Origin of the sequence: Paenibacillus sp. Soil522 (genome assembly GCF_001428245.1) — a bacterium.
GTDB lineage: Bacteria > Bacillota > Bacilli > Paenibacillales > Paenibacillaceae > Pristimantibacillus.
The window spans coordinates 135,378-154,245 of record NZ_LMRV01000099.1 but is presented as its reverse complement, the minus strand read 5'-3'; the positions used below and the strand labels follow the sequence as shown (position 1 = coordinate 154,245).

Below are 18,868 nucleotides of genomic sequence, written 5' to 3'. Positions count from 1 at the left end.
GCGGAACGTGAACCTGCGTTTCGCTTTTTTGCGTTATGCTTACCTGTATTAAAATGGCATATTTTTGGATCTCTCCATTTTGCGATTGTTTCGGTACCAGATAATGACTGGTATCAACAGCAGTGAAAGGGTGCCCCCGATAAATGAAAGTGTTGCGTAACTAGAGTTTGCTACAAGTATGCCAGAAAGTACTCCACCAGATGCCCCAGCCAAAGCAATCAAGACATCAATAGTTCCTTGTATTTTTGCTCGAGTGGCTGGTTGAGTTGCATCAACGATGAGAGCTGTGCCACTAATTATGCCAAAGTTCCAGCCAATTCCTAGCAGTGCGAGAGCGATGATGAGGCCCAGCATGGAATCGGCAGGCGCAACAGCAGCAAAAATACCAGCGGCAAGCAGAACGGCACCAGAGGCACACGACATAGCAGTGCGTCCGACCTTGTCAACGAGAACACCTGTTATGAGGGATGGGAGATACATCGCGCCGATATGGATACCGATTACTAATCCTACCTCACCCAAACTATGTCCGTGGTGCTTCATGTGTATTGGAGTCATTGTCATAATTGCGACCATAACGATTTGGGTTAAGATCATTACGGTAGCACCAACAATGATCCCCCGGCTGTTGATTGCAAGTATATTCGAATTCATGTTTGAGGGGCCGCTCTGATCCGAATTCTGTGCTTCGGTGATTACTTTCGCAACGACGAATGGATCTGGACGAAGAAAAGCTAAAAGGACCAGCCCGGCAAGTATGTAGGCAGCGGCAGCTAAAATGAAAGGACCAGCTAAGGCTGGGATACCGATTGACATAGCGAATCGGCCCATTACATCAACTAAGTTTGGACCTGAAACGGCACCGAAGGTAGTTGAAACCATTGCAATACTGACTGCTTTTGCACGCTGTGCAGGTTTTGCTAAGTCTGTTCCTGCATAGCGTGTTTGCAAGTTTGAAGCGGTGCCTGCACCATAGATTAGCAGCGAAGCAAACAGAAGTAGAATATTGTGATCTATTGCTGCAATCAATACCCCGATTGCGCCAATGCCTCCAGTTAAGAATCCAGTCGCGAGTCCTGAACGACGTCCGAAACGTTGAGAGAGTCTCCCAATAAGCAGCGCGGCCACGGCAGAGCCAAGGGTGAATAACGCGGCAGGAATACCTGCAGAACTTTCCGTACCTAATATATCCTGGGCGAGGAGCGCTCCGACCGTTACTCCCGCTGCAAGTCCTGCGCCGCCAAAAATTTGTGAAATGACGACGATCAGCAACGTCCGTTTATATAATCGTGCCTGCATTTCCGGGGAATCAATGTAACTCCGAAATCTGGATGTTTGACTTTCAATTATTCCTAACTCATGGGGTGCATGCGACATCGCTCAGAACCACCTTTCAATTGCAAAATTGGTACCTAGATATAATTAATGTTGCTGCTCAGCATACTGGCGCCATTCGTGTACTCCCTCTTCCAAACGAAAAGCTTTATGCCCTTCTCTGTTCAAGATTTCTACTGCTTGAGCCGACATCAGACAATATGGTCCACGGCAGTATGCAACAATTTCCTTACTCGCTGGTAAAGAAGATATATGCTGTTCCAGTTCTTCAATGGGAATTGAAATTGCACCTGGAATATGATCTGTTTCATATTCTTCTCTAGGTCTTACATCTAACAACAAGACTTCGCCTTTCTCCATTCGCTTAACGAAACCTTCCAGTGAAATGGGTTCCATACTGACATGGTGTTGTAATATTTCAGTTTTAATTCTTTGAATCTCTACTAACTGTTTTTCACACAAACTGTGTAAGGACAGCATAAAATCAGCCACAGATGCATCTACAAGTTCATAAATAACAAAAGTGCCTTTTTTCGTGAAACGGACCAATCTCGCTTCATACAACGTTTGTAAATGCTGCGATACATTCGCAATACTCATACCAGTGCTTCTAGATAAAGCCTCCACAGATTTTGGACCTTGTGCCAATAAGTCAAGGAGTTCCAATCGTTTAGGGCTGGAAAAGCTTTTTCCAATACGCGCAAATTCCTGATAAAGGCGGTCTTTCCACATTCTTTCGATAGTAACTATAATCCCACTCCTCAATTATTCAATAAATCACTTGAATAATCATATTGTAAAGTCACTTGTATAAAAATGTCAATCTCTTTATTATGAAAAACAACCATTTGAAATGCCCCGACAGCCTTGGACGGGAAAACCAGCTAATTGCGTAATGGTGAAATTGCTCTAAAAAAGAACCTTCAGATCCACTTCTAAAGTGGTTATGAAGGTTCTTTTCTACACATTATGGGGTTGACCGCAATTCGGTCGTACCTTTATAGGGCAATCCTTCATACCTGCTGCTTAAATGCCGGCACTTACCTTAGATCCATTCACCGACCGGGCAGCCGCGGCTGCTTCCATCAAACCGCGAATATACCCGATTCCGTATAAACGGCCCAGCAGCTCATACCCTGGATTCGAGTTGTCCTCGCCTTCCATAGTCGGCACATGATCCGGTCTGGCCGGTCCGTTGAAACCTACCTCGTAATACGTGTGCATCGCCTCGAGCATATTCGTTTTTCCGTTATCATGGAATGTTTCCTCAAACTTCTCCGGCGTTCCTTTTACGTCGCGGAAATGTACGAAAAATAGTTTATCCTGCTTGGCAAAATGCCGGATAACGCTTGGAATGTCTTCTCCAGCTGTAGCCAGCGTACCTTGGCATAGCGTAATGCCGTTATACTTGCTCGGAACTAAATCGATGGCCCGCTGTAAGGCGGCAGCGCTGGTCAAAATTCGCGATACGCCCCTTATCGGCGTAATCGGAGGATCATCGGGATGAAGCGCCAGCTTCACCCTCGCCTGCTCCGCTACCGGAACGATGCGCTCCATAAAGTATTGGAGATTTTCCCATAGCTGCTCCTCGCTCACGATCCCGGCTTCGGTAAGCGGAGCATCCTGCATCAGGCTATGATCGTAGCTGGAGACAAGTGCTCCGCCGCGCGCCCGCGTTGTCGTAGATGTCCTGAACCAATTGAACTGTGCCATAAAGTTATAGCAGAGAACGGGAATGCCGGCTGCCCCCATATTTCTGATGAACTGTTGAAACACTTCTATTTCGGCATCCCGGCCGGCGGTTCCAAGCTTAATCTCATTGCTAGGCGGCATCGATTCAATAACCGTCAGCTTCAGACCGGAATCGGCATATCTCTGCTTCATACGAATGAGCGGCATCGGATCCCATGGCTTCTCCTGCTTTTCCTCCCAAGGCAATCCTCCAACTGCATAATTCACATCGAGCTGCTTCGCCAAATGCCAAAGCCGGTTTGGTTGAGACGAGAAAAATTCTGCAAGCTGCATTTAAGTACACCTCTCTCTTATTCGTTTATTGGCCGCCTGCTTTAGCTGCAAGCTCCTTGCCCATTTTTTCTATCTTGTTAAAGGCGTCTTCGATGGATTGCTGGCCGAACGTAACAGCCTCCATCTCTTTCTTATACGTATCGACCCATTCCGAGAACCCTGCTGCCGGCGGGTAGAACGGTAAAGCCTTGTCCAGCGACAGGTCATAAATTTCCTTGCCCAGCTTATCCTTCGCTTCAAGTGTAGGCTCAAGCGCACTATAAATTTCAGGATTAATCGGAATGCCGCGCGTTAAGCCAAGCGCTTTACCGGCTTCATTATCGGTAATAAACCATTTCACGAACTTTTTTGCTTCTTCTTTATTTTTGGAGTTCGCGCTGACGCTTAAAAAGATCGTTGATTGCGCCCAGCCGCCGCCAGCTGGTCCTACAGGCAGATTCACGACGCCTACTTTTCCAGGCATTAACTGCTCTAATGCGCTGACGGAGCCGGTTGTCGCGCCTCTTGTCATCACTACACCGGATGCCATAGGATCGGCCTGCGGGTCATTTTCCAGGAAAGCGGCTGCTTTCTCAGCTGAAGGTACGATTTTCGCTTTACGGAAATCCTCGTACGTCTGATAGAAGGTCATAAACAAATCTTTGTCGAGCGTGAACGTTTTGCCGCCATCGGACATAACCGGAGCTTTGCCCATCGACGTCTGATAGTAGTTAAAGCTGTCCCATGTCGTTGTATCGCCGATTGGATACTTTCCTTCCGGAAGCTTGGCTCTTGCATCCCTTGCCCATCCAAAAAACTCATCGTAAGTCCAATCCTTATGCGGCAGCGGAATACCGTATTGCTCCAGCTCGGTTTTGTTGAAAGCGATCCCTTGCGCATTTTGGCTGAGCGGGATACCGTAAAGCTTTCCGTCAATTTTCAAATTTTCAATGACCGACGGATCGACGATGCCGCTTAGATCAATATCGGAGAGATCCTCCAGCTGTCCGCGTGACACATATTCTTGAATGTAAGCGGCATCCATTTGCAGCACGTCCGTAATCGATTTCGATGCGGCGAGTGTCGGAAGCTTTTGCCAGAACGCATCCCATGCCATAAATTCCGGCTTAAACGTCACGTTCGCATTTTGCTGCGAATAAATCTCCAGCGCTTTCTTCGTCGCCTCGTGACGGGCATCCGGCCCCCACCACATAATGCTCAGCGTAGTGCCGCCGACCGCTTCCTTACCGCCATTATTGTCTGGCTTTGCTGTGTTGTTAGCCTCTTCATTCGTTTGCTTACCGTTATTGCCGCCTCCGCCTCCGCTGCATGCGGTCAACATAAGCAGTAAAGCCAGCATTAGCAATCCGAAGCTCTTCGACCCTCCATTTTTCATTCCCATACATCCCCTTTACATTAGTAAAATGTGATGCCTTTACCCTTTTAAGCCTGTAGTAGCTATTCCTTCGACAAAGTGCTTCTGTGCAAGGAAAAAGATAATGACCGAAGGAAAGATCGACAGTAAAGACATAGCAAGCAATTGTCCCCACTGAATGTCGAATTGATCAATGAACATACGCAGCGCGAGACCGACAGTAAATTTATCGACGGAGCTTAAGTAAAGCACCTGAGCGAAGAAATCATCCCAGCTCCAGATGAATGTGAAGATCGCAACCGTTACAAGCGCAGGCTTCAGCAAAGGCAATATCACGCGTAAAAAGATACCGTAAACGCTCGCACCGTCTATCGTTGCAGCCTCATCGAGGTCTTTCGGAATGCCGCGGATGAATTGCACGAGCAAGAAGATAAAGAAGGCTCCTCCGCCAAAAAAATGCGGAAGCACTAACGGTACATAGCTATCGACAAACCCGAGCTTATTGAACAATATGTACTGCGGGACGACCGTCACCTGTCCGGGAAGCATCATCGTCAGGAGCAGGATGGAGAACCAGAAGCCGCGCAGCTTAAAGTGCAATCTGCCAAATCCGTAAGCGACTATCGCTGCCGTGGCAACGCCGCCGAGGACATTGCCCAGCTCCATAAGCAGCGTGTTGCCAAAAAAATGGGCAAACGTATATTCGGCTGAGAAGTGCCAGCCATCCCAGTAGTTGCTCCACATGGGCGTTGACGGCCAAATGGTCGGCAGGCTGAGCTCCTCTGTCTTTTTCAAGGAGGCTCCTGTCCACCAGATGACCGGATACAGCATCAGAAAGGAGAAAAGCGACAAATACAAATGGCTCGTCAGCTTTGAACGCAGCGAATTCATTTCGTTTTCCCCCCATCCGACTCGTAAAACACCCAGTATTTCGAAGCCATGAAATTAATGACCGTAAGAATGGCTACGATCGAAAGCAATATCCAAGCAAGAGCGGACGCATAGCCCATCTGATAATGCTTGAACGCTTTCTCGTATAGAAACATCGCATACATGTAGGTCGAATTAATCGGTCCGCCCTTCGTGATGATGAAGGCAGACGTGAACGTCTGGAATGACCCGATAATTCCCAGCACAAGATTAAAGAACATGACCGGCGAGAGCATAGGAAGCGTAATGCTGATGAACTTCCTCACCTTGCCCGCTCCATCTACGGATGCCGATTCATAAAGCTCCTGCGGCACCTGTTTTAACCCTGCCAGAAAAATGACCATCGTAGAGCCGAATTGCCACGTATTGAGCAAAATCAGCGTACCCAGCGACGTATCCGGATTGGAGATCCAGCCTACTCCCTCAATCCCGAACCAGGCCAGCATCTGATTGATATAGCCGTCGATTCCGAACATATTGCGCCAAAGCGCCGCTACCGCTATGCTCCCTCCGATCAAGGATGGAAAATAGATAGCCGTCCGGTAAATGTTCATGCCCCGAATGCTTTTGACCAGAGCCAAAGCAACCATAAGCGAGAAAAACAGCTTGAGCGGAACGGAAAATAGGACAAACATAAACGTGACGCTGAGCGACTTCGTGAAGGTGGCATCGCTTGTTAATATTTTCGTATAGTTGTCCGCCCCCGTCCAAACCGGTTCCTCTAATAATGAATAGTCGGTGAAAGACAAATAAAACGATTGTGCGATTGGCCAAAGCGTCAGAAGTAAAAAACCGATTAGCCATGGTGATATAAAAACATAACCTGCTAAATGATTAGCCCCTTTTTGCTTTAACGCAGGTTTTGCCAGCTTGCTTTTCAATCCTGTGATAGACGCCGTCTCCGCTTTCACCTCAATAATCTCCTCCCCCTTCGTGGATAATGTTCTCTAACTGTAAACGAAAGCGGTTACATGATTGAAGGGGAAGAAATTATGAAATTGTTTGATTTTATATAGTGTGAAAAATTCATAGATTTCCATAAAAACGCCTTAAGAAAGTCGCATCGACAAATACGGGAATGTCCCTAACAATAGACTTAGAAACGGAGTCAAGCCAGCCTGCAAAACACAAATACGAAAGAGGTGCTCACATGAAATTTGATAATCCGGAAGATATGATTCAGCTCACGCCGCACTGGGAGGGAGAACGATTTCCCAATGGCCGCCCTAAAGTGTCCGAGGATGTTCTTCGACGCATGCGTAAAATTACATTGGAGGAAGCCTGGGGCCCTCTTTGGAACAGAGGCTATGCCTTTCAATTCGAAGGAGATTTCAAAATCATCCATCCGGATAAAGTAATGGTCGGACGCGCCGTAACGGCCGTGATGGTGCCGAAGCGGCCGGATCTGCATGATACTCTGCTCAAATACGGTCACGAGCAGGAGGATCGCAAGGGCTTCTTCAATCAATGGGTCATCGATGCTTTGGTTGAGGATGATGTCGCAGTCGTGGACATGTTCGATAAAGTGCATCTCGGCACCTATGTAGGCGGAAATCTATCGACGGCAATCTCCACCCGCACGAAGCGCGGCGGAGCGGTTATCTGGGGCGGTATTCGCGATAATCAGCAGGTGGTGGAAATCGAAAACATCAATGTGTTCTATCGCGGCAGCGACCCGACAGCCATTGCGGATGTAACGATGGTAGGGATGAACGTGCCGACACGCATAGGTAAAGCCATTTGCATGCCCGGCGATGTCGTGCTCGGTACTCCCTCGGGTGTCATTTTCATCCCGCCTCACCTGGCGGAGCTAACCGTCGTTCAAGCGGAGAAATCGCAAGTACGCGATGTGTTCGGATTCGTTCGACTGCGCGACAGCGTATATTCGACTGCACAAATCGATGCGGCTTGGGACGTAGCGCTCTGGACGGATTTCTTAAATTGGTTCGAAAATGATGCCGCAGCGGAGGAATACCGTTATCTTACGTGGGAAGCCGAGCTGGAGAATGCGCGCAATACGGAGCGAAACGGTCCTCAAAGCGATGTTCGTCTATAAAAAAGAGCCTTTGCCGTCAAATGACGGCAAAGGCTTGCGTTTATTTACCGATCGATTCCCTGTATTCGCTAGGCGACAAACCAACCTTCTTCTTAAAGATTTGGCTAAAATATCGCGGATCCTGATACCCTACCTTTTCCGCGACCTCATAATTTTTGAAATGGGTGCTCTTCAGAATGTCCTTCGCTTTATCAATCCGAATATCGGTTAAATGCTCGATAAATCTTTTTCCGGTGTTCATTTTGAATAAGAGGCTCAAATAGGTCGGCGTCATATACACCTTCTGAGCGACACTCTGCAGAGAGGCAAATTGGCATTCCTGCTCCATGTGATGAATCGTTTTTTTGATGATGCTGCGGTGGCTTTCCTTCTGGCTGTGCGAGAGCACATCCTTAAGCCCGATCAGAAAGTGAATGACATATTGCTTGATTTCCTCCAGCGTCTCCAGCTTCACAATCGACATGACGTCGAATCGTTCGTATGCGCTTACATTATCTGCCTCCGCAAGCACCCGCTTTTCGATTCCGACAAGCAGCCTAACCGTCAAATCGTAAACGCTCTGCGTATCGAGCGGTCCCTTTCGAAGCATCTCGCCGTAAAAAAGCAGAACGCAATCTTCAATCTCGGCAGCCGTCTCCGCTGCTTTATAAGCGTCGAACAGCTCCTTCTCCTTATCTGAAGGATAGTGCTGCAGCGATTCATACCTTCCAAGCTCGCTGTAATAAATGATCTTGCCCGTTCCACGGTAAAATTTAAACTGCAGCGCGCGCGATGCCTGCCGGTAGGAATGAACGATATCGTACAGATGGCTGCACGGTTTCCCTACTCCGATATTGAACGGCTGCTGAAACTGCTCTTTCAGCATAGCCTGAATCGTTTCGACCGAAGCCTTCGACACCCATGAGAAGAGCAGACCGACTCTGCCCTCCTCGTCAACGAATACGACGCTGCCATCTGATATTTTTTTCTGCATGTAATCCCGCATTTGCTCCAGATAAAGGATTTTCTCATGCTCGTCGTCAAAATGAGCGGTCGGCTCCAGCAAAGCCAATGCAGGAAAGGTGTAATAAGGATTTAGCTGTAACCGAGCCAGGCTTTCCTTTAAATCCGACTTCACGGCACCGCTATCCGACATCAAATTTCGCAAAAAACGATCTCTCATCCAAGTAAGGATGACATCCTCTTTAAACAATAAACCCTCTTGCAGCATGCTCCATTTCCCCTTTTGTAAGGATGACTTACGAGATGCATGACATTAATTCAGATGAATCATTTTGTAAGAGTGCATATGTTCGATGAACGTTTGTTCCGCCAGGTCCGCATCGCCGGAGCGCAGCACTTCAACGAGACGGAGATGCCAATCAGCGAGCCCATCCGTTGTGTAATGGCGATTGGAGATGGCCATAAACCGCATCACTTTGATCCGCATACGATTCCACATCTCGAGGATCATATGATTATCGCAGCGTTTATAAAAGAAGCCATGGAACTCCATGTCCAGCTCCAATATGTTCAAGATATCAATTTGCTCATGAGCAAGGTGCATTTTCCGGGTAATTCCTTCTAAATAACTAAAATCACTTTCGGTTAAATGCTGCATCGATTGCCGGACCGCAAAGCCCTCGATAATTTCCCTTAGCTCGAAAATATCTTTAATTTCCTTAGACGTAATGTTGGAGACGACTGAACCCTTGTTCGGAATGCTTGTAATATAACCGGCTGACTTCAGTCTCTCCAGCGCTTCGCGAACAGGCGCCTGGCTTATATTAAACTTTTTTGCAATTTCAAGCACGAGTAAGCGCGCGCCCGGCTGCAAATCGCCTGCAAGAATTTCTTTCTTTAAATTGGTATATACATGCTCGCTTATCGAGTTAACAGGTGAAATAGGTACGTTACCATTCATCGCACTCACATCTCCATTTCATATTATCGATTATCGATAATACAGATCAAAAAAAGAAAGCGTTGCTAAAATTCCTATAAAGAGTGAGCGCTATTTACCTCCTATCCGTTTCAGATTATCGATAATTTGCTCCATAGCGTTATTATAGAGCTTAATTCCCGTCGAGACAACCGAATATTTTGTCGAATTTTAACAAACTTGCTGGCTTACCGGTAAGGTGCCTTAGATCGTAATATTCTTGTTGTATTGAACTGTCCAACTTATTTATTACGAGTATCTAGTCACGCTTCCAACTACAGCATATAATAGAGATTGGTTTATATCCGATATAATTACTTGGACAATTGGAGATTTTATGATGAACGTGAAGAATCCGACAATCAAAAAACAAGTTTTTGATTTTATTATCCGCAATGGTTTAGTGTCCAAAGCTGCCTTAATGAAACGGCTAACGATAACAAGCACCAGCCTATCGAGATTGCTCGAGGAATTGCTGAATGACGGTTTAATTCTTGCTTCTGAGCTGGGTCGGTCTACAGGCGGTCGAAAGCCGATCCTTTATTGTGTAAATCCGTCCCATCGCGCTGTATTCGGTTTGGAAATATCACGGTTCTCCTCCTCTATCGGTCTATACGATTTAAACCTAAGGCCCCTAGCGTTCGAGAGATGGAAGATGGATGAACGAATGACGCCGGAGAGGCTGCTAACCAAAATAACGCAGCTCGCAGAACGCATGATGAGTGAATGTCAGATTGAACGCGAGAAAGTGATAGGAATTGGAATCGGTGCAGTCGGTCCGCTGAGCGGCGAAGAAGGAATTATGCTGAAGCCCCGCTATTTTCCGGCAGAAGGCTGGAGCAATGTACCGATCTGTGACTGGCTGGAGGAGCGGCTCGGACTGCCGGCTATGCTCGATAATGGAGCGAATACAGCTATTATTGGCGAGCATTGGGCGCTGCGAAATGAAGAAGTGAAGCATATGCTTTATGTGCATGCCGGCGTTGGCTTACGGACCTCGATGATGTCAGGCGGCCAAATTGTGAGGGGTGCCGTGGATATGGAAGGCTCCTTCGGGCAAATGATCATTCAGACAGACGGTCCGCGTCTCGGCGATGAGGGCAACTACGGCGCGCTTGAAGCGTTTGTTTCCATTCCCGCATTGGAGAAGAAGATCCGCTCGCAGCTGAAGCTGGGAAGAACAAGCTCGTTAAATGGCATACCACCGGAGCAAATTCAATTTGAAGCCTTGCAAAGAGCTTTTATACAGAAGGATGCTTTCATAACGGAGCAATTTTTGCAAACGGCAGCATACCTCGGCATTGGCATTGCCAATCTGATCAACATTTTGCATCCCGAGGCTGTTATTTTAGGCGGTCCGCTCGTTAATGTGCACAAGTCCATTTATGAAACGGTCATTCAGGTCGCCCGCAGCAATATTTATTATTCTCAGCAATATGAACCAAAATTTACGCAAGGACAGCTGACAGAGGATGCGGTTACCGCCGGCGCGGCTATTATGCTGCTGCAGGCATGGGAGCTTAATTGACGGATTGCATAGCGTACGAAAGCAAGTCAGGATCGATTATGCGGTCCATTAATAAACGATAAGTCGTATTCGTTGTTCTATCCTTCCTCGCAACAAAACGGGCAGGCCGCTGCAGCGGCCTGCCCGTTCCTGCATATTCAACTATTTCCACATCTCAATAAATAATTGAGCGTGATAGGACAAGTTCTTCTCTACCCGTGGGATATAGCGTCTTGTACCTATTACAAGTGAGTATTTTCCATCAATAAGAACTTTTTGCATATAACAAATAATCGATGAATGGACAGCCTATAACGGTTTAGGATTTTTTTGCCCGACTCGCACTTTCTTGTTAGCAACAGAATTCAAACCGTTTAAATATCTCCTATTTATGAAAAATGGTTCCATAATTTACTTTAAACTTGTCGCAATAAGGATTGCATTTCATAGAGGAGGAATTGATGATGATGAAGAAAAAACAGAAGACTTCGTGGAAGCGAGCGTCAAATAGCCCCCACCTTTACGACGATGGGAGCGGATCTTTTTTTTCTTTTAATATCTTTATGAAATGAGAAGAAGCTCTTCTAAACGCTGGATTTCGTAAGTAGGTCTAATCGCAGACACATTCGTTATTTTCTTCGGATTAAACCAGCATGTATCGATGCCATAATTAATACCGCCTTGAATATCAGAGCTTAATGAATCCCCGACAATAAGCATCGTAGTCTTATCTGATAGGTTCATCTTTTCAAAGGCGTAATCAAATATGCCCGTATGCGGCTTCGAATAGCCTGTATCCTCGGAAATAATAATATGCTCAAACGAATTCGCCAAGCTGGATCTTCCGATTCTGCTTTGCTGCGTCTGTTTAATCCCGTTTGTAATGATTGCTGCACGGTGACCGTTTTTTAGCAGCTGCTGAATAAGGGCATCCGCGCCTTCTATGAGAAAAGAGCCTTCCCCCAAATATTGAACATATCGCTCGCTAAAATAAACGGCATCCATCTCTACCTGAATATCAGCGAATAACCTTCTAAATCGTTCATGACGCAAAAAATCGAGAGTAACCTTCCCTTTCTCATAATCATTCCATAGCTGCTGATTCACCAAGCGATACAGCTCAACATGAGAATGCATTAGCTCGATTTGGTGTTCCAGAAACACACTTTTAAGAGCGTGCGCCTCTGCCAGTGAATAATCAAATAATGTATCATCCGCATCAAACAAAATAACCTCGTATTTCATTTAAATATCCTCCTGTCGATCTCGCTTACGAAAGTACAAGCAAAGTCCACGTTCCGGTACTGCCATAAACGATCGGCAGATCTATGTATCATCTGCGGTTTAATAAGTTCGGATTATATATTTCAACAAACCCGCATTGCAAGCAAGAAGCATATAAATAATGATGGTATTGAATATTTAACACTTTACTTAGACCCGCACCTGTCATGGCGATTTCATTAATCTCACACTCATCATGCTTACATTTAGAGCATTCGAACTCATTGGCAATAATAGCTTCCATATCAAGCTCGTCCAGAGCGATTTCGGACTCAACCGAATTGTTATCCTGATCAATTAGGCTAGGCTCCAAATGCTCGGCTAGAACCTCGTGCTTACAAGCCGGACAAACATTTTGATCCAATAGTACTTCCCTGCTGCACCAAGGACATTCAATCATTTTAATCTTCCTTTCTCGCTTTAGCTATACGTAGTCTTGATATATTTTCGAATGCGTATAAAGCAACAGGAATAGCTCCCGCTATTTTGCTTATGTAGCCTTTCGGAATCCATTTATCAGGAATTTCTCCCTCTAAATGATCAAATGATCCATAAAAGTAGCTTTTACCTAAAAAGAAGCATGTGAGTAAGTTTAGCAGGAGTTTTTCCAGCTCATTCTATAATCTGATTAAACTGATATAAGTAATTCGTTGCTTCTCAATGGTTTCCTTTTTCTGTAATCCTTATTGAGCACGAAAAAGAAGACAAAACATCCGATTCGGATGCTTTGTCTTCTTCATTGGCTAAGAATCCTTTGATCTGTTGGCCATATCGATGATCATTACAATAAGCACGAGTAGTTGAATGAGCAATTCGATACTCATTACAATCCCTCCCAGCTGCAGGTAATGCTCCTTCGCTGCGGCCTCTCCTCCCGTTTCACCTAACCTAACGAACATCTCCCATTACCATATCTATGGTCAAAACTTGCATTTTATGACGGAAAAGCGCACGCAACTACATTTCCTGCTTTTGGAGCTAATCTGCTGCTCTCTGCCCATATAAAAAACCCAGGCATAGTGCCTGGGTTCGTTTTTACCATGGAATATTGCCAATATGATGCAGGATCGCGTCGATTTCCGCTAATTCCTCAGCCGATAACGGCGCGCCTTCCAGCGCCTTCACATTCTCTTCGATCTGGCTGACGCGGCTGACGCCGATGAGCGCCGAGGTTACGCCGCCCTCACGCAGCACCCATGACAGCGCCATTTGGGACAAGGTTTGTCCTCTTCTGGCTGCCAATGCCTCAAGGCTGCGGAATTTCTGAATACGCTCCGCGGTGATTGCTTCCGGCTTCATTGTGCTGGAGGAAGCTTTGGACTCCGCTTCGATTTTATCAATGTATTTATTCGTCAGCTGTCCCCTTCCGAGCGGACAATAGGCGATCGAGCCTACGCCATTCTCATTCAACACTTCCTGCAGGCCGTCTTCGATCCAACGATTCAGCATCGAGTAATTCGGCTGATGAATAAGGCATGGCGTACCAAGCTGCTTCAAAATTTTGAGCGCTGCATTTGTCTGCTCCGCACTATAATTGGATAAGCCGACATACAATGCTTTGCCTTGTCTCACGGCTTGGTCAAGCGCGCCAATCGTTTCCTCAAGCGGCGTTTCCGGATCTGGACGATGCGAATAAAAAATATCGACATAATCAAGTCCCATTCGCGTGAGGCTCCTATCCAGGCTCGAAAGCAGGTTTTTGCGGGAGCCCCATTCGCCGTAAGGCCCTTCCCACATATAGTAGCCTGCTTTTGTTGAAATAAGCAGCTCATCCCGGTATGGCGTCAAATCCTTCTTGTACACCGCTCCGAATGTTTCCTCGGCAGAGCCGGCAGGAGGCCCGTAATTGTTCGCCAGGTCAAAATGATTGATGCCAAGATCGAACGCTTTTAAAATCATCGCACGTGAATTTTCCAGCGGCTGATTGCCGCCAAAATTTTGCCATAGGCCAAGCGAAATAGCCGGCAGCTTAATGCCGCTCTTTCCTGAGCGAATATACTTCATATCGGAATATCGAGTTTGATCAGCTACGTAAGGCATTAGTCAGCATTCCCCTTTTGCTAAAATGGATTGATTCATCGCTGGAAGCATGCTATTATGATGTCTGCCATCCATGAATACTTTCAAAGTATAGCTTAGCAGTACAAATAAATGGAATGTCCACAAGCAAGTTTTATATGGCATAATGTAATATATTAAAGGAATGTGAGCAGGAGCTGAAAATAGATGTGTGAGCGCTATGAACTTATTTATTATTATCATGGCAAACAGTACTGCGTGCCAGGCTATAATTGGGGACCCGGGGTTAAGGATCATTATAAAATACTGTTTATCCACGAGGGCAAAGGCAGCTATCAAATCAACGGCTGTACGTATGCGCTCAAAAAAGGGCAAGGCTTCATGGTGTTTCCGGACACGATTTGCCAGATGACAGCCGATGAGCACGAGCCTTGGGTTTATTCGTGGATCGCCTTCCAAGGCACCAGCGTCGATCGTCTGCTTGCACAAGTAAACTTAAGCAAATCAAGCCCTCATTTTCAATTTGCGCCCGCAGGCTGGTTTGATCCTTGGCTGGATCAGTTTACAGATGCCCAAGTACTCGAGAAAAATAGCGGACTTATCGTTCATAGCCTCCTGTACCGCCTCATTGCGGAATGGATCGACATGCTGACCGCCCCTAATCAAACCGGTTACCTGCCGAAGGCCAAGGAGGTATACGTTAGCAAAGCGATCGAATATATAAAAATGAACTACTATAATAAAGTCAGCATATCCGAGCTGGCAAAGCTGATTGGAATAGAGCGGATTTATTTATCCTCTTTATTCAAAGAGGTCGAGCAGCTTTCGCCGCAAATGTATTTATTGCATTATCGAATGGATAAAGCCTGCGATTTGATGAACAATCAACAGTTGTCCATATCGGACATTTCCCATTCCGTCGGCTATACCGATCCGCTGCTCTTCTCGAAAATGTTCAAAAAAGTAAAGGGCATATCCCCCTCCCACTATCGAAAAAAAATCGTCTAACGATCAAAAAAAGAGCCTGCATGCCGCAGGCTCCTATCCATAAATTAATTAATGCGATAAATCTTTAACCATCTTAACATGAGGGGTGTTCTCCTCCATAACGGTTTATAAGATCTGTTTACTGCTCAGTCTTGTTCAAGCCTGCAACAAACAAGCTCTTTTGCTCCTTCTTCCTGCAAACGTATACAAAAGCAGGCGGAACATTCAACGGCACAAATTTAATTTCCTCCAAATGAAAATGATAGCTTAATTGTTTTTTCATTTGCTGCGAATACTGAAAGGCGATAAACAGACCATTATCTTTTAAAGTGGCAGTAATTTGTTCGATCAGCTTATCTCTCAGCGTTTGGGGAAAATTAAAAAAAGGAAGCCCGCTTATAATACAGTCCAGCTGTTCGATTCCTTCCTCATATACGACCGCTTGGAGCTCTGTCGTATTCTTATAGCACGAGAAATTCGGAAATTCAACTTTTAACGTTTTTAGCATATGCGGATCTTTCTCGAAAAGCAAAACCTTTGTATTACGCTGAGCAGCCGTCCGAATGTGCTTCGTTATCGCTCCCGTTCCCGCCCCCAGCTCCGCTATATAGTTAACCTCATGCCAGGGTACACACTCGACCATTTTTTGCGCCAAATATTTAGAGCTTGGCGTCACGCTTCCGATTTGTCCCGGCTTGTAAAAAAAATGATACAAAAATAATAATTTCTCCTGTATCGCTCTTTTTAACCCCATCGTCATCCAGCACTCCCTTGCTTCTTGTATCTCATGATGACAAGCCATAAATCTAACACTGCATGAAGCCTTATTGGACAACAATCACCAACAAGAGGAATGATAAGCCAAAAGCGATACTTTTTTTCGGCCCGTTAAATGCTATGCTAATTATGAGTTTAATCATTATATTAAGAGGCGGGATGAATAGTGTCATACCTATCTATAAGCACATGGAGCTTGCATCGAATACTGGGTCCTCTTCGCTGGACCGTGTGGGATGCGGAAACCGGCAGCCATCAGACAAAGGAGCAGGAACAGCCGCAAATTTTTACACTGCTTGAGCTGCCTGCCGAAGCAGCTGAAAGAGGCTATCAAGCGATCGAAGTTTGTCATTTTCATTTTCCATCGACGGAGCCGGCTTATCTAGAGCAGCTTCGCAGCTCTTTTCAAGCGGCTGGCGTCAAATTCGACACGCTGCTTCTCGACTACGGCGATTTAACGGCTTCCGATGAAACAAAAAGATTAGCAGACCTTTCTCTTATCCGTAAATGGATAGCTATTGCGTCTCTCTGCGGCGCCAAGCAAATTCGCGTTATTGCCGGCGAAGCTGCGCCCACCGATGAGAAAGCGCTTCAAATTTCGGCAGCCTCTTTGGCTGAGCTCGCGAACTATGCTGCATCCAAAGGCGTTCACGTCATTACAGAAAATTTTAAATCTCTTACCTCTACAGCCGAGAGCAGTCTCAAGCTGCTTACTAAAGCCGGTAAGGGAATAGGGTTTATAACCGATTTCGGCAATTATCACGGTGCGGGAAAAATAGCGGAAATTGGTGCGACAGCCCATCTGAGTGTATCGGTTCATGTGAAACCAACGTATGATGAAGCTGGGTTTCCGGATAAAGATGAGCTTATTTCCTACCTGAACAAGGTGCAGGAAGTAGGCTATAACCGCGCCTATGTTCTCATTTATGATGGTCCAGGGGATATGTGGCAAGGGCTTGAACGAGTTAAAACCATTGTTGAGCCATTCATAGTGGCAACGCGATGAAAGAAGCAGGCTAGTTGCTGCTCGGTCTCATTTATGACAGAAAAGCTGATGACTGATACCTCCCGTATCCGTCAACAGCTTTTTTTAATCATCATAGCTATTTTTCGTCTATGTTGTTTACATAATTAAAATTACGTTATTAAATTGTGTTTTATTGCTCTTAGCAGGGACTTGGCTCAGGGTGGTTAACTTTCACAATAACAGTCGCTATGTAAGTGGAACACTTTTAGATTAGCAACTACATAAAAGATTGCCTTTTGATAAAGACTATATTTAACTCATATAAATAAGGAGAAAAAAATATGAAAGTGTTAGGAATATTTATATTCATTCTTATATTAACCAATGCACTTAGCGTAGGAATGGATCTTCTTTTAGGCATTAATCTCTCTCACGCATTATTCCATTTACTAAACCCGTTTTGGGTAATAGAACCTGGAGAATATGTAATGTTAGGATTTTTTTTATTGCTTACAATTGGTCAACAAATCGTAATCATCATAAAAGATAAAAAAAACAAACAAAATGGTTCTAGTTAGCTTTATTTTTGAAACGGTTGCGAATGATGGTAATAATCAGCATGAACAACGGGATGATGATATGGAAAGGAATGTGAATGTAATACGATGTAATGTCATGGCCTTCTTCAATATGTTCCGAAAAATTTGAAGCAATCGCCATAGATAAAAAAATGAGTATCACCCCAGCTGGCAATAGAATGTGTTGATGTTTTTTTAACTTGAACAAATCGACTATTCCGATGACTGCACCATAAAAAAAGATGGATATTTTGAAAAACATCGTAATTAGAAAGGTAAAGACAACAAGGGAATCGAGTCGTTGGATAAATTCGAAAAGGTTGACTTTTCCAATGGTTGATAACAAAGGAAAAGTAGATCGCTCCACTTCTTCAACACCGAGAACGGCGATATTTAAACTTACTGTATAACTTAAGATGAGACCACTCACAATCAAAGCAGACAGCCAAACTTTTTTCACTAATTCAGGCCGATTTAAATAAGGAAGCAGCATCGTAAAGACAAACATTTCTGCAAAAGGAAAATATGTAATCAACGGAAAGGCTGTAGTTATGATTGGTTTCCATCCATTTTCTAGAAATGGCTGTATATTATGGATATCAATATTACCTGAAATAGCGATGAAAAAATTTCCTGTAAGTCCAATAAAGATCAAAATAACAATAAATACTTCGGCTGTTCTCCCTACTACTTCAATCCCTAGATAAAGCACATAACAAATGACAAGAACTAATAAGATATTGATCGCCAATAACGGTGTTTCCGGCAATGCCGACGTAAGCAGCAAATCACTGAAGTCACGCAAATTCCGGGCAGATGCGTACAAGAAGTATACCGTGTATAACAAGCCAATCATCCATCCAAGGTACTTGCCAAATATTTTTCTGGCATATCCGGTAAACGGCAGATTTGGATATTGGCGAAATAAAAAGTAATAAATAAAAAACAAAACAATTCCACCGCACAGTCCTAAAAGAACCGCAAGCCAGGCATCTTTTTTGGCATCACTGCCAAGACTTACGACAAGCGCGCTTCCAAGTTCAAATAAAAACATCAGAGCAAATAGTTGAATAACACTAATCTTCGCTTTTTCCATCGCGTGGAAACCTCCCTTCGTTATGACTTGAA

Annotated in this window: 19 protein-coding genes; 5 read left to right on the top strand and 14 right to left on the bottom strand. The window is 45.1% G+C overall.

The genetic code is table 11. The features are described 5' to 3' along the window. Positions 1 to 48: 48 nt before the first annotated feature. From ASG81_RS27695 to ASG81_RS27670, 6 genes are all read right to left on the bottom strand, one after another. Complete coding sequence (locus ASG81_RS27695; protein WP_056642342.1) at positions 49 to 1,377, bottom strand: MFS transporter; 1,329 nt, start codon at positions 1,375 to 1,377, stop codon at positions 49 to 51. 45 nt (positions 1,378 to 1,422) lie between these two features. Continuing rightward, the gene (locus tag ASG81_RS27690; RefSeq protein ID WP_056642339.1) at positions 1,423 to 2,067 is read right to left on the bottom strand and encodes an ArsR/SmtB family transcription factor; all 645 of its coding nucleotides are present in this window, start codon (positions 2,065 to 2,067) and stop codon (positions 1,423 to 1,425) included. Positions 2,068 to 2,361: 294 nt separating this feature from the next. Further along, a complete protein-coding gene (locus ASG81_RS27685) occupies positions 2,362 to 3,360 on the bottom strand; it encodes a mannonate dehydratase (RefSeq protein ID WP_056642335.1) in 999 nt (332 codons plus the stop codon). Positions 3,361 to 3,385: 25 nt separating this feature from the next. Next, positions 3,386 to 4,735 (bottom strand): extracellular solute-binding protein, encoded by a 1,350-nt coding sequence (locus ASG81_RS27680; RefSeq protein ID WP_155972004.1) that lies wholly within the window; start codon positions 4,733 to 4,735, stop codon positions 3,386 to 3,388. A 39-nt stretch (positions 4,736 to 4,774) separates the two neighbouring features. Next, positions 4,775 to 5,605 carry a carbohydrate ABC transporter permease gene (locus tag ASG81_RS27675; RefSeq protein WP_056642329.1) on the bottom strand — a complete coding sequence of 277 codons (831 nt, stop codon included), beginning with the start codon at positions 5,603 to 5,605 and terminating at the stop codon, positions 4,775 to 4,777. Further along, positions 5,602 to 6,534, bottom strand: coding sequence for a carbohydrate ABC transporter permease (locus tag ASG81_RS27670; protein ID WP_056642550.1), 933 nt, complete (start codon positions 6,532 to 6,534; stop codon positions 5,602 to 5,604). The genes ASG81_RS27675 and ASG81_RS27670 overlap by 4 nt, the downstream gene beginning before the upstream one ends. A 260-nt stretch (positions 6,535 to 6,794) precedes the next feature. Here ASG81_RS27670 and ASG81_RS27665 point away from each other — a divergent pair, with 260 nt between their 5' ends. Continuing rightward, positions 6,795 to 7,700: an RraA family protein gene (locus ASG81_RS27665; protein WP_056642326.1), complete on the top strand. Its 906-nt coding sequence runs from the start codon at positions 6,795 to 6,797 to the stop codon at positions 7,698 to 7,700. A gap of 40 nt (positions 7,701 to 7,740) precedes the next feature. Here ASG81_RS27665 and ASG81_RS27660 read toward each other — a convergent pair whose 3' ends face one another. After that, entirely contained in the window at positions 7,741 to 8,910 is a 1,170-nt protein-coding gene (locus ASG81_RS27660; RefSeq protein WP_056642323.1) for a helix-turn-helix domain-containing protein, read from the bottom strand. 45 nt (positions 8,911 to 8,955) lie between these two features. Further along, positions 8,956 to 9,603: a GntR family transcriptional regulator gene (locus tag ASG81_RS27655; protein WP_056642319.1), complete on the bottom strand. Its 648-nt coding sequence runs from the start codon at positions 9,601 to 9,603 to the stop codon at positions 8,956 to 8,958. A gap of 355 nt (positions 9,604 to 9,958) precedes the next feature. Here ASG81_RS27655 and ASG81_RS27650 point away from each other — a divergent pair, with 355 nt between their 5' ends. Then, positions 9,959 to 11,149, top strand: coding sequence for an ROK family protein (locus ASG81_RS27650; protein WP_056642317.1), 1,191 nt, complete (start codon positions 9,959 to 9,961; stop codon positions 11,147 to 11,149). A 540-nt stretch (positions 11,150 to 11,689) separates the two neighbouring features. On the opposite strand, the gene ASG81_RS27645 is transcribed toward ASG81_RS27650, so the two are convergent. The 4 genes from ASG81_RS27645 to ASG81_RS27635 form a co-directional block, all read right to left on the bottom strand. After that, positions 11,690 to 12,373: a YjjG family noncanonical pyrimidine nucleotidase gene (locus ASG81_RS27645; protein WP_056642314.1), complete on the bottom strand. Its 684-nt coding sequence runs from the start codon at positions 12,371 to 12,373 to the stop codon at positions 11,690 to 11,692. A gap of 88 nt (positions 12,374 to 12,461) precedes the next feature. After that, positions 12,462 to 12,776 carry a zinc ribbon domain-containing protein gene (locus ASG81_RS33325; protein ID WP_235549059.1) on the bottom strand — a complete coding sequence of 105 codons (315 nt, stop codon included), beginning with the start codon at positions 12,774 to 12,776 and terminating at the stop codon, positions 12,462 to 12,464. Positions 12,777 to 13,155: 379 nt separating this feature from the next. Next, the gene (locus ASG81_RS31505; RefSeq protein ID WP_155972000.1) at positions 13,156 to 13,311 is read right to left on the bottom strand and encodes a hypothetical protein; all 156 of its coding nucleotides are present in this window, start codon (positions 13,309 to 13,311) and stop codon (positions 13,156 to 13,158) included. 136 nt (positions 13,312 to 13,447) lie between these two features. Further along, entirely contained in the window at positions 13,448 to 14,452 is a 1,005-nt protein-coding gene (locus tag ASG81_RS27635; RefSeq protein WP_056642311.1) for an aldo/keto reductase, read from the bottom strand. 186 nt (positions 14,453 to 14,638) lie between these two features. On the opposite strand from ASG81_RS27635, the gene ASG81_RS27630 reads away from it, so the two are divergent. Then, on the top strand, positions 14,639 to 15,439 hold the full coding sequence (locus ASG81_RS27630) for an AraC family transcriptional regulator (protein ID WP_056642310.1): 801 nt from the start codon (positions 14,639 to 14,641) through the stop codon (positions 15,437 to 15,439). A 118-nt stretch (positions 15,440 to 15,557) separates the two neighbouring features. On the opposite strand, the gene ASG81_RS27625 is transcribed toward ASG81_RS27630, so the two are convergent. Next, complete coding sequence (locus tag ASG81_RS27625) at positions 15,558 to 16,172, bottom strand: class I SAM-dependent methyltransferase (protein ID WP_056642544.1); 615 nt, start codon at positions 16,170 to 16,172, stop codon at positions 15,558 to 15,560. Between the two features lie 189 nt (positions 16,173 to 16,361). Here ASG81_RS27625 and ASG81_RS27620 point away from each other — a divergent pair, with 189 nt between their 5' ends. Then, on the top strand, positions 16,362 to 17,201 hold the full coding sequence (locus ASG81_RS27620) for a sugar phosphate isomerase/epimerase family protein (RefSeq protein WP_056642306.1): 840 nt from the start codon (positions 16,362 to 16,364) through the stop codon (positions 17,199 to 17,201). A 302-nt stretch (positions 17,202 to 17,503) separates the two neighbouring features. After that, on the top strand, positions 17,504 to 17,740 hold the full coding sequence (locus ASG81_RS27615) for a hypothetical protein (RefSeq protein WP_056642303.1): 237 nt from the start codon (positions 17,504 to 17,506) through the stop codon (positions 17,738 to 17,740). On the opposite strand, the gene ASG81_RS27610 is transcribed toward ASG81_RS27615, so the two are convergent. After that, entirely contained in the window at positions 17,733 to 18,836 is a 1,104-nt protein-coding gene (locus tag ASG81_RS27610) for a GerAB/ArcD/ProY family transporter (RefSeq protein ID WP_056642300.1), read from the bottom strand. The genes ASG81_RS27615 and ASG81_RS27610 overlap by 8 nt on opposite strands. Between the last annotated feature and the right edge of the window lie 32 nt (positions 18,837 to 18,868).